This window comes from Stenotrophomonas sp. GD03777 (assembly GCF_029842485.1).
Lineage (GTDB): Bacteria > Pseudomonadota > Gammaproteobacteria > Xanthomonadales > Xanthomonadaceae > Stenotrophomonas > Stenotrophomonas sepilia.
Map to the genome: position 1 here is coordinate 1 of NZ_JAOCGL010000121.1, position 10,508 is coordinate 10,508.

General features: G+C 68.3%; 9 protein-coding genes and 1 pseudogene. 6 read left to right on the forward strand and 4 right to left on the reverse strand.

All coding sequences use genetic code 11. The annotated features are described in order from the left end of the window. Positions 1-314, reverse strand: a pseudogene (locus N5E02_RS18310) (hypothetical protein); the annotation flags it as partial. Between the two features lie 49 nt (positions 315-363). Between N5E02_RS18310 and aroE the strand changes: the two are divergent. The 3 genes from aroE to dinG all read left to right on the forward strand — a co-directional run bounded on the left by aroE (position 364) and on the right by dinG (position 3,824). After that, positions 364-1,209: a shikimate dehydrogenase gene (gene aroE, locus N5E02_RS18315; protein ID WP_005420177.1), complete on the forward strand. Its 846-nt coding sequence runs from the start codon at positions 364-366 to the stop codon at positions 1,207-1,209. A gap of 3 nt (positions 1,210-1,212) precedes the next feature. After that, complete coding sequence (locus tag N5E02_RS18320; protein ID WP_005420176.1) at positions 1,213-1,566, forward strand: hypothetical protein; 354 nt, start codon at positions 1,213-1,215, stop codon at positions 1,564-1,566. A 155-nt stretch (positions 1,567-1,721) separates the two neighbouring features. After that, positions 1,722-3,824 carry an ATP-dependent DNA helicase DinG gene (dinG, locus tag N5E02_RS18325; RefSeq protein WP_279946579.1) on the forward strand — a complete coding sequence of 701 codons (2,103 nt, stop codon included), beginning with the start codon at positions 1,722-1,724 and terminating at the stop codon, positions 3,822-3,824. Positions 3,825-3,881: 57 nt separating this feature from the next. On the opposite strand, the gene N5E02_RS18330 is transcribed toward dinG, so the two are convergent. Further along, entirely contained in the window at positions 3,882-4,490 is a 609-nt protein-coding gene (locus N5E02_RS18330) for a hypothetical protein (protein ID WP_058979311.1), read from the reverse strand. A 139-nt stretch (positions 4,491-4,629) separates the two neighbouring features. Further along, complete coding sequence (ilvD, locus tag N5E02_RS18335) at positions 4,630-6,468, reverse strand: dihydroxy-acid dehydratase (RefSeq protein ID WP_065185880.1); 1,839 nt, start codon at positions 6,466-6,468, stop codon at positions 4,630-4,632. Positions 6,469-6,875: 407 nt separating this feature from the next. Here ilvD and N5E02_RS18340 point away from each other — a divergent pair, with 407 nt between their 5' ends. The 3 genes from N5E02_RS18340 to N5E02_RS18350 all read left to right on the forward strand — a co-directional run bounded on the left by N5E02_RS18340 (position 6,876) and on the right by N5E02_RS18350 (position 9,281). Further along, the gene (locus tag N5E02_RS18340; RefSeq protein WP_005420172.1) at positions 6,876-7,448 is read left to right on the forward strand and encodes a DUF1190 domain-containing protein; all 573 of its coding nucleotides are present in this window, start codon (positions 6,876-6,878) and stop codon (positions 7,446-7,448) included. 7 nt (positions 7,449-7,455) lie between these two features. Beyond that, positions 7,456-8,634 carry a glutathionylspermidine synthase family protein gene (locus tag N5E02_RS18345; RefSeq protein ID WP_065185879.1) on the forward strand — a complete coding sequence of 393 codons (1,179 nt, stop codon included), beginning with the start codon at positions 7,456-7,458 and terminating at the stop codon, positions 8,632-8,634. Between the two features lie 371 nt (positions 8,635-9,005). Next, on the forward strand, positions 9,006-9,281 hold the full coding sequence (locus N5E02_RS18350; protein WP_231109070.1) for a hypothetical protein: 276 nt from the start codon (positions 9,006-9,008) through the stop codon (positions 9,279-9,281). Positions 9,282-9,379: 98 nt separating this feature from the next. On the opposite strand, the gene N5E02_RS18355 is transcribed toward N5E02_RS18350, so the two are convergent. Next, positions 9,380-10,508, reverse strand: a 1,129-nt coding sequence (locus tag N5E02_RS18355; protein WP_279946580.1) for a DUF58 domain-containing protein, incomplete at its 5' end; no start/stop codon positions are given.

Here is a 10,508-nt window from a genome sequence, read left to right on the forward strand (position 1 = left end):
GCCGCGAACAGCAGCCAGCGGCCATCACGGCTGAAGTAGGGATCACGGGCTTCACCGGCCACGCCGACCGGCAGTGCCTGTGCCTGCTGCCAACGACCGTCGACCACGCGTGCCTCCCAGAGGCCCCAGCCGGCTTCGTCGCGGCGGGCGAAAACGATGCGCTGGCCATCGGCGCTGATCGTGGCGCGACCCTCGTCTGCGCGGGTCGAGACCACGCCCATGCCTTCGATGCCGTACTCGTTCAACGCCATCGCCACGGGGGCAGAGAGTAGACTGGCGGCAAGCACCAGCAGGGGCGGTGTGATGCGCATCATCCGGTTCCATGCACGAACAGAGCATCAGTCTAGCCAGCTTGAGGATTCCATGACCGACCGTTACGCCGTCTTTGGACACCCCGTCGCCCATTCGAAGTCGCCGCAGATCCATGCGTCGTTCGGTCGCCAGGAAGGCATCGCCATCGACTATCGCGCGATCGACCTGGCCCCGGAGGCGTTCCTGGCCGGCCTGGAGGCCTTCGCTGCCGAGGGCGGTGTCGGTGCGAACGTCACCCTGCCGCACAAGGAAACCGCGTTCTCGGTGTGCACCACGCTGACCGCAAGGGCGCGCCGCGCCGGATCGGTCAACACGCTGCTGCGCAAGGGCGACCGTTGGCACGGCGACACCACCGATGGCATCGGCCTGGTGCGCGACCTGACCGACCGCCACGGCCTGGACCTGCGCGGCCGTCGCGTGCTGATGATCGGTGCCGGTGGCTCGGCGCGCAGCGTCGCCCCGGCGCTGCTCGATGCCGGCATCACCGAACTGGTGGTGGTCAACCGCACGCCGGAACGTGCCGACGAGCTGATCGATGCCATGGGCGAACCGGGCCGCGCGATCAGCCGCTACTGGGAGGACCTGCGCGACCTGGGCGACTTTGAACTGATCGTCAACGCCACCTCGGCGGGCCGCGACCGCGATGTCGAGTTCAAGCTGCCGCTGTCGCTGGTCAACTCGATGACCACCGCCGTCGACCTGAACTACGGCGAGGCGGCGATCGCCTTCCTGGCATGGGCACGCGCGGCGAACTGCCGCAACACCGTGGATGGCCTGGGCATGCTGGTCGAACAGGCCGCCGAGAGCTTCCTGCAGTGGCACGGCGTACGCCCGCAGACCGACGAGGTCTACCAGGCGCTGCGCCAGGGCCCGGCTGTGTTGGCCGGCGAGGACTGATCGATGGACGGCACGACCTTGATGGTGACCGTGCTGAGCATGGTCGGTGTGCGCCTGCCGGTGCTGATCGCGCTGTGCGTCGGCCTGGTCTGGGTGGTCGGTGCGCCGCGCGATGCGACCCGCACCGGCGCCCTGGTCGGCCTGCTGCTGTTGCTGTTGACCAGCCTCGGTGGGATGGCGGCGGGCATCCTGCCGATGTGGATGGTCCGCAGTGGTGATTTCAGTGCCGTGTCGAGCCTGAGCGCCATCCTCGGCGTGCTGCATTTCGCGCTGGCAATGGTCGAGGCCATCGGCGTGGTGCTGCTGGTGTGGGCGCTGGTGCGCCTGCTGCGGCTGCGCGGCAACGCGGTGCAGTGACACCGCGGTGACGGCCCAGGGCCGTCGCCAGCAGCGTCCGGCGTGTTCATCCAGCCGCCGGGCGTCGCCGCTGCCCCGTTCAGGTAGCCAGCGGCGGCGGACATGGCCGGCCATGCGACAATGACCGGCCCGATCCAGCCACGGTAATTCCCGGCGTGACCGAAACCGTCGCCGCTCCGCGCACGCTCGATGACCCCTTGAAGGACGCGATCCGCAAGGCGTACACGACGCTGCAGGCCAATACTCCGGGCTTCTCCACCCGCCGCTCGCAGAGCCAGATGATCGGCGTGGTGTCACGCGCGCTGTCGAAGAGCGGCGGCGTTGGCGTGGTCGAGGCGCCGACCGGCGTCGGCAAGAGCCTGGGTTACCTCACTGCGGGCGTACCGATTGCGCTGGCCAGCAAGAAGAAGCTGGTGATCAGCACCGGCACCGTGGCGCTGCAGTCGCAGCTGGTCGAGCGCGATATCCCGAATTTCCTCAAGGCCACCGGCCTGGAAGCAACCGTGGCGCTGGCCAAGGGCCGTACCCGCTACCTGTGCACGCGTAACGCCGCCGAAGCACAGGGCGAGGGCTCGCAGGGCGGCATGTTCGAGGATGATGCACCACTGTTCGACCGGCCGCTGGCGCCGATCGAGATGGACATCGCCAAGCGCCTGACCGATGCCTTCACCGGCGGCAGCTGGGACGGCGATATCGACAATGCGCCGGAGACCATCAGTCCCGGCCTGCGCAGCCGCATCACCACGCCGGCCTCGGGCTGCGCCGGGCGCCGTTGTGCGTATTCGGCGCAGTGCGCGGTGCTGCGTTCACGCAACACCGTGCGCGATGCGCAGATCGTGGTCACCAACCACGCGCTGCTGCTGTCGGCGCTGTCGATCGGCGACAGCGACAACGGCCAGCCGTTGATCGCGCCGCCGTCGGACATGCTGCTGGTGCTGGACGAAGGCCATCACATCGGCAACGTGGCGATCGACCAGGGCGCGGCCAGCCTGGCGCTGGATGAAATGGCCAAGCGCACCGGGCGCCTGCAGATCCTGATTGCCGGTGCCTACCGCGCGGTTGACAAGGACCGCCTCGGCAACCTGCTGCCGAACGAAGCGATCGAGGTCGCCAGCAACGTCGCCAAGCAGCTGCGCGCGTTCCGCGATCACATCGAGCGGGCGTGGATGCCGGCGCCAGCGGATGAGGAGCCGATGTGGCGCGCGGCCAACGGCCGTTTGCCGGAGGCCTGGCGCGAGCCGATCGAGGCACTGGCCGACGAGACCCGCAGCCTCTACAACTGGGCGCATGCCGCTACCGCGCAGGTGGCCAAGGGCAAGCCGGACGACGCCGCGCGCGAGCGCCTGCAGCGCAACCTGGGCATGGCGCTGGAAATGATCGAGCAACAGTACAACCTGTGGCAGGCCTGGCGCCGCGAGGACAAGGACGGCGCGCCGCCGATGGCGCGCTGGGTCACCGCCACCCGCGACGGCGACCTGGTGCTGCACGGCTCGCCGGTATCGGCCGCGCACGTGCTGCGCAAGCTGCTGTGGGATGAGGTGGACTCGGTGGTGATGACCTCGGCGACGCTGACCGGCGGTGGCGATTTCCAGTCGCTGGCGATCGACAACGGCATTCCGGAAGAGGCCGAGATGGTCTCGCTGTCGTCGCCGTTCGACCTGCCCAACCAGGCCGAGCTGATCGTGCCCAGGTTCCCGGTCACCCCCGACGACCGCGAAGGCCATCCCCGCGAAGTGGCGCGCTACCTCGACACCGAGTTGGATTGGGCCAAGGGCTCGATGGTGCTGTTCACCTCGCGCTGGAAGATGGAAAAGGTGGCCGGGCTGATGCCGGCCGCGCGGCGCAAGCAGGTGCTGGTACAGGGCGAGATGTCCAAGACCCGGCTGATCGAAGAGCACCTGCGCCGCGTCGCTGCCGGCGAAGGCTCGGTACTGTTCGGCCTGAACTCGTTCGGCGAAGGCCTCGACCTGCCCGGCGAAGCCTGCACCACGGTGGTGATCACCCAGGTACCGTTCGCGGTGCCGACCGATCCGCAGACCGCCACCCTCAGCGAATGGTTCGAAGGCCGCGGGCTCAATGCGTTCAACCTGATCGCCATTCCGCACGCGCTGCGCACGTTGACCCAGTTCGCCGGCCGCCTGATCCGCACCTCCACCGACACCGGCCGCGTGATCATCCTCGATTCGCGGCTGCTGACCCGCCGCTACGGCAAGCGCATCATCGACGCGCTGCCGCCGTTCAAGCGCGTGATCGGCTGAGACGGGGTCGGATCCCTTCCGAAGGAAGGGCTCTGACCCGACCACGCCCTCTGTCGCTCAATCGCCCTCCGGATTCCGGCAGGCCTGGTTGCCCATCGCATTGTGGTAATCGCGATCAAAGCAGCGCAGGAAGCCATCGAGCACGTCCAGGTTGGGCGGCCACGGCACATCCACCTTCTGCCCGCCGGCGGTCGTGAAATGATAACGCCCATCCTTCAGCGCCTTGGCAATCTGCTCCGGCGCAGGAATCGCAATCAACCTTGCTCGCGCTTTCTCCAGCGCCGCACGATCACGCTGCAGGAAGGCGATCGTGCCGTCCACGTAGGCGTTCCAGTAACCGGGGTCGGTGGCGGTGGGCTTGTAGGTGCGCTGCATCAGCGCCACCGCCTCCGGGTACTGGCCCGCCTCCGCACGCATCTGGCTTTCATGCCACAGAATCATGGTGTTGCCCGCAGCCTTGGGCAGCACAGCATAGGCGGCGAGCAGATCAGCGGCTTCACGGTGGCAGCCACGGTCGGCCAGCGTGCGCCAGCCACCTTCCAGGTCCTGATCGAACGCATCCGGTTCCATCGCCAGCATCGCTGCACGGTCGTAGCTGCAGTCGGGTGCTTTGGGTGGTTCTGCTGACGTGCCCATGGCAGCGGCCAGTGCAAAGAAAAGCAACATCCTCTCAACCTCCGTGTTGATGACCTCCTGGCCACCATAACGGATCACGACGGGTAGTGCCGGCCGCTGGCCGGCAACCTCAATGATGTGGGACGCGGCGTGCAGATGCCGGCCAGCGGCCGGCACTACCGCGCAGGGATCAATCGCCGAGCAGGGCGGTGTTGCGTACGGCGCCCTTGTCGGCGCTGGTGGCGAGCAGAGCGTAGGCCTTCAACGCGCTGGTGACCTTGCGCGGGCGCGGCGCACGCGGTTTCCAGCCGCGTGCATCGGCCTCGCTGCGGCGCTGGACCAGCGTGGCCTCATCCAGCAACAGGTCGATGCGGCGGGCCGGGATGTCGATGCGGATGCGGTCACCGTCTTCCACAAGCCCGATCGCGCCGCCACTGGCCGCTTCCGGCGAAACGTGGCCGATCGACAACCCCGAGGTGCCACCGGAGAAGCGGCCATCGGTGAGCAGCGCGCACTGCTTGCCCAGTCCCTTCGACTTCAGGTAGCTGGTCGGGTACAGCATCTCCTGCATGCCCGGGCCGCCCTTCGGCCCTTCGTAGCGGATCACCACCACCTCGCCCGGCTGCACCTCGTCGGCGAGGATGCCGGCGACGGCGGCGTCCTGGCTTTCGTAGACGCGTGCGGGGCCTTCGAACACATGGATCGATTCGTCCACGCCGGCGGTTTTCACCACGCAGCCATCGACGGCCAGATTGCCGCGCAGCACAGCCAGGCCACCTTCCAGCGAATACGCATGCTGCAGCGAGCGGATGCAGCCCTCGGCGCGGTCCAGGTCCAGCGCGGGCCAGCGCGTGGCCTGGCTGAAGGCCTCCTGGGTGGGGATGCCGGCCGGGCCGGCCTTGAAGAAGGTATGCAGGGTGTCGTTGTCGCTGCGCGCCACGTCCCAGCGTTCCAGCGCTTCGGCCAGGCTGGCGCTGTGCACGGTCGGCACTGTGGTATCGAGCAGGCCGGCGCGATCCAGTTCACCGAGGATGCCGAACACGCCGCCGGCGCGGTGCACGTCCTCGATGTGGTACTTCGGTGTGTTCGGCGCCACCTTGCACAGCTGCGGGACGCGTCGCGACAGCGCGTCGATGTGGGTCAGGTCGAAGTCGACCTCCGCTTCCTGCGCTGCGGCCAGCAGATGCAGGATGGTGTTGGTGGAGCCGCCCATGGCGATGTCCAGGGTCATCGCGTTGGCGAACGCGGCCTGGGTGGCGATCCCGCGCGGCAGCGCGCTCGGGTCTTCGCCGCCGTACCAGCGATGGCAGAGCTCGACGATCAGGCGGCCGGCGCGGCGGAACAGCGCCTCGCGGTCGGCATGGGTGGCCAGCGTAGTGCCGTTGCCGGGCAGCGACAGGCCCAGCGCTTCGGTCAGGCAGTTCATCGAGTTGGCGGTGAACATGCCCGAGCAGGAGCCGCAGGTGGGGCAGGCGCTGCGTTCAAAGGCCGCGACCTTCTCGTCGGAGGCGCTGTCATCGGCGGCCACCACCATCGCGTCGACCAGGTCCAGCTTGTGCTCGGACAGCTTTGTCTTCCCCGCTTCCATCGGCCCGCCGGAGACGAACACCACCGGGATGTCCAGGCGCAGCGCAGCCATCAGCATGCCGGGGGTGATCTTGTCGCAGTTGCTGATGCACACCAGCGCGTCGGCGCAGTGCGCGTTGACCATGTACTCCACGGCGTCGGCGATGATCTCGCGGCTGGGCAGCGAATACAGCATCCCGTCGTGGCCCATCGCGATGCCGTCGTCCACGGCGATGGTGTTGAATTCCTTGGCGACGCCACCGACCTGTTCGATTTCGCGCGCGACCAGCTGGCCGAGGTCCTTCAGGTGCACGTGGCCGGGCACGAACTGGGTGAAGGAGTTGGCGATGGCAATGATCGGCTTGTGGAAGTCGCCGTCCTTCATGCCGGTGGCACGCCACAGGGCGCGGGCGCCGGCCATGTTGCGGCCGGCGGTGGAGGTGCGGGAACGGTATTCGGGCATGGCTGGCGGAACGGGCGGGCCGTACGACGTGGGGGTCAGCCGATCATGGCCAATTTTTTCGGTTGCTGCTGCAACCACCTTCACCGCTTGCAGCGGCTTGGTGGTCCGCGCATTTCCCCTTATCCCCGCGCCTGCGGCGCGCCCCCTTGAACAACAAGGGGGCTTCTCGCCGGAGACTTGGCTGCGCGCGCCGGGCATAGCGCGGCGCCGCGGGGCGTGTGCCAACCAAGGTTGGCACCTACCAGTGCGGTGTGCCGCCCGGGGTCGGATCCCATCGCAGCGCGATGGGCTCTGACCCCAATGCCGACGAAAATGAAAGGCCGTTCATCTTTCCCGCTTTGCCGATTCCGGTTGTTGGTGAGGATTTGGCATCATTGGGCATTGATCCGTATACAGGGCATGAGGCCATGAAACGTTCCCGCACCACCGCGCTGCTGCTGATGAGCGCTGCGCCGCTGCTGTTCACCGCCTGCCAGAAGGAGCCGGAGGTGAAGGTGCAGGAAGGCCTGTACACCTCGGTCGAGGCCTGCACCGAGGCCACCGGTGATCCGTCGTCGTGCCGCAATGCCTTTGCCGAAGCGCAGAAGCAGGCCGCCGATGCGGCGCCGAAGTACGCCAGCAAGGAAGCCTGCGAGAAGGATTACAAGCCGGAGCAGTGCGTGCAGCAGCACACCTCGGCCGGCACCTCGTTCATCGGCCCGATGATGATGGGCTTCTTCATGTCGCAGATGCTGAGCAACCGCGGCGGCCTCGCCCCGCAGGCGCCGGCGTCGGCACCGGCATACCAGGACAAGAACGCTGGCTGGGCGCGCCCGGCACCGGGCGGCACCGGTGGCCTGAACACCGCCAGCGGCATCGGCGCCGGCAAGGCCGGTCTGGCACCGGTCACCAGCGAACCGAACCGTGCGGTCACTGCCAGCCGTGGTGGCTTCGGCAACACCAGCGCACGCCGCAGCACCAGCGGCAGCTACGGCGGCTGATCGACCCATGCAGCGCATCCGGATTGCCGAGCGTGCCCAGTGGCGGGCACGCGCGGAGGAAGCGGGTTTCCGTTTCCATACCATCGATGGCCAGCCCTACTGGGATGAAAGCGCGTACTACGCGTTCACCCTGCGCCAGATCGAACAGGACATCGAAGACCCCAGTGCCGAGCTGCACCAGATGGCGCTGGACCTGGTCGGTGATGTCATCGGCAGCGAGCGGTTGATGGACCAGCTGGCGATTCCGTCGCATTACCGCGACTGGATCGCCGACAGCTGGCGCCAGCGCCAGCCGCACCTTTACGGCCGCCTGGACCTGGCCTACGACGGCACCGGCCCGGCCAAGCTGTACGAGCTGAACTACGACACGCCGACCTCGCTGTTCGAGGCCAGCTTCTTCCAGTGGCAGTGGCTGGAAGACCAGCGCAACGCCGGCCGCCTGCCGCAGCATGCCGACCAGTTCAATGCGATCCATGAGGCGCTGGTCGAGCGCTTCGGCGAACTGGCCACGCAGCTGCCGCCGCCGTTGTACTTCAGCGCGGTGGGAAGCTCGGAAGAAGACCGTGGCACTGTCGATTACCTGCGCGACTGCGCGTCGCAGGCCGGCCTGCATGGCCAGGCCATCGCGATCGAGGACATCGGCCTGTCCGAGGACGGCCGCTTCACCGCGCTGGATGATTCGGTGATCGGCACGCTGTTCAAGCTGTACCCGCTGGAAGACCTGATGGCCGAAGAGTTCGGCCGCGCGCTGCCCGGTTCGGGCGTGCAGTTGCTGGAACCGGCGTGGAAGGCAGTGCTGAGCAACAAGGGCATCCTGCCGTTGCTGTGGCAGCGCAACGTAGGCCATCCGAACCTGCTGGAGGCGCACTTCGATGAGGGCAGCACGCTGGCCCCGGGCTGGGTGCGCAAGCCGCTGTTCTCGCGCGAAGGTGCCAACATCGAGATGCACCTGGCCGACGGCAGCACCCAGCGCAGCGACGGTCCCTATGACGGCCCGGCGATCATCCAGCGCGCCCATCCGCTGACCCGCTTCGAAGGCGGCTACCCGCTGATCGGCAGCTGGGTGGTGGGTGACCACGCCTGTGGCATCGGCATCCGCGAGGACGACAGCGCGATCACCCGCGACAGTGCGCGGTTCGTGCCGCACGCGATCGTCGACGAGGCGCCGACGCGGATCTACGTCTGATGACGGTGCGGCGTTGGCCTGGCCGGCATGGGCGTGCCACGCCCGCGCCGGGCCGGCATTTCGATGACGGGCGCAGCCTGCAGGCCTTCGCGGACCGCGTCGCGGTGCGTTGCCACCGCTGCGATGCCCCCGGTTGGGTGATCGCCCGCTGGGAACCCTATCGATGGACCGCGCGTTTCCGCTGCACAGCTTGCAGCGCTGCATTGGACAGCGGCGACTGGGTGGGTGCGGTCCGCATTCTGGGCCGCCAGCCCTGTGGATTCTGCGGGCATCAGTGGCTGCATGTGTGTCGGCCGATTCCCGCCGGCATCCCCGCGCCTGCATCCTTCCCCGCCCGATGCGCACAGTGCGGTCGCAGCACCGAGGTCACGGTGTTGACGCGTCCCCTGCGTGACGCCGAGCCTGCCGATCCGCATTTCGGTCTGCCGCTGCGCCTGGTCGAATCGACCCGCGCGGGCCTGCTGTGGGCCTACAACGCCGAACATCTGCAGGCACTGCACGAATACGCGGGCGCGACGCTGCGCGAGGGCCGCGGCCATCATCGATCCATGTTCTCGCGCCTGCCGCAGTGGATGAAGCTGGCCCGCAACCGGGCGCTGCTGCAGCGTGCGGTGGAGCGGTTGCAGCGTCGCTTGCTGCAAGGGTAGTGCCGGCCGCTGGCCGACAGCCGAGCATGGGCTCGGCGCTACAGGAATCAGGCCGTCTGTAGAGCCGAGCCCATGCTCGGCGCCGGTCAATCGCAGGGCTACAGCAACCCTTCGCGCTTCACCGCCAGGTAGCGCTCCACCAGCGCGCCCGGCAGGGCGTCGGCGGTGACGTCCAGCACCATCACCTTCTCGCTGCGCAGCGCTTCGTGCGCCTTCGCGCGCTGCTGCAGGTACAGCGCCGCGGCACCGGCCTGGGTGGCGTCCTCCAGCGTCTGCACGTCCCCCTCCAGTACGCCGTCCAGCTCGCGCTCGCGCAGGCTGGCCACGCACACCAGGTGGCGCCGTTGCAGCAGGCGCACCGCCGCCAGCAGGTCTTCGATGTCTTCATCGCGCACGTTGCTGACCAGCATCACCAGTGCTCGCCGGCGCTGGCGCAGCGACACCTCGGTGGCAGCGGCCAGGTAATCGGTGGCCACCGCGCGTGGCTGCAGGTCGTAGCTGGCGCGCAGCAGGTGCTCGACCGTGCCCATGCCGCGCTGCGGCGCGACCCAGCGGCGTTCGCCACCGGCAGCGAACAGGCCGGCGGCATCGCCCTGGCGCAGCGCCAGGTAGGCCACCACCAGCGAGGCATTCAAGGCATGGTCGAAGTGCGAGAGACCGCCTTCGCTGGCCAGCATGCGCCGGCCACTGTCGAGCATCAGCAGCAACTGCTGGTTCTTCTCGTCCTGGTACTCGCGCGAGATCAGCTTGCGCGCACGCGCGGTGGCCTTCCAGTCCAGCTGGCGCAGGCTGTCGCCGACGCGGTACTCGCGCATCTGGTGGAAGTCGGTGCCTTCACCACGGCGGCGCTTCACGTGTGCACCGACCAGCCGCGAGGCCTGGTCGGCACTGAACAACGCAAAGCGCGTGAGCGGCACGAAATTCGGATAGACCCGCACGTCCAGTGCGGGCGGCAGCGTGCGTTGCTGCCACCACAGGCGCCACGGCGAGCGCATGCGCAGGTGCACGCCTTCGAAGCGGAAGTGCCCACGCTGCAGCGGCTGCAGGTGGTAGTGCAGCGTGGAGGCGCTACTGGCCCGCAGGCGCACGCGCTGTGGCAGCGATTCCAGCGGCCAGCCGCCGGGGACCAGGTCGAACACCTGCACCGTCATCGATTGCTCGGCCTGCAGCCGCAGCGCCGCCTCGCGACGCACGCCCAGCGCCAGCGCTTCGGGCAGTTCGCGCTGT

Coding starts and splice junctions, on each gene's coding strand:
- aroE (WP_005420177.1), top strand. CDS start 364: ATGACCGACCGTTACGCCGTCTTTGGACACCCCGTCGCCCATTCGAAG.
- N5E02_RS18320 (WP_005420176.1), top strand. CDS start 1,213: ATGGACGGCACGACCTTGATGGTGACCGTGCTGAGCATGGTCGGTGTG.
- N5E02_RS18330 (WP_058979311.1), bottom strand. CDS start 4,490: ATGTTGCTTTTCTTTGCACTGGCCGCTGCCATGGGCACGTCAGCAGAA.
- ilvD (WP_065185880.1), bottom strand. CDS start 6,468: ATGCCCGAATACCGTTCCCGCACCTCCACCGCCGGCCGCAACATGGCC.
- N5E02_RS18340 (WP_005420172.1), top strand. CDS start 6,876: ATGAAACGTTCCCGCACCACCGCGCTGCTGCTGATGAGCGCTGCGCCG.
- N5E02_RS18345 (WP_065185879.1), top strand. CDS start 7,456: ATGCAGCGCATCCGGATTGCCGAGCGTGCCCAGTGGCGGGCACGCGCG.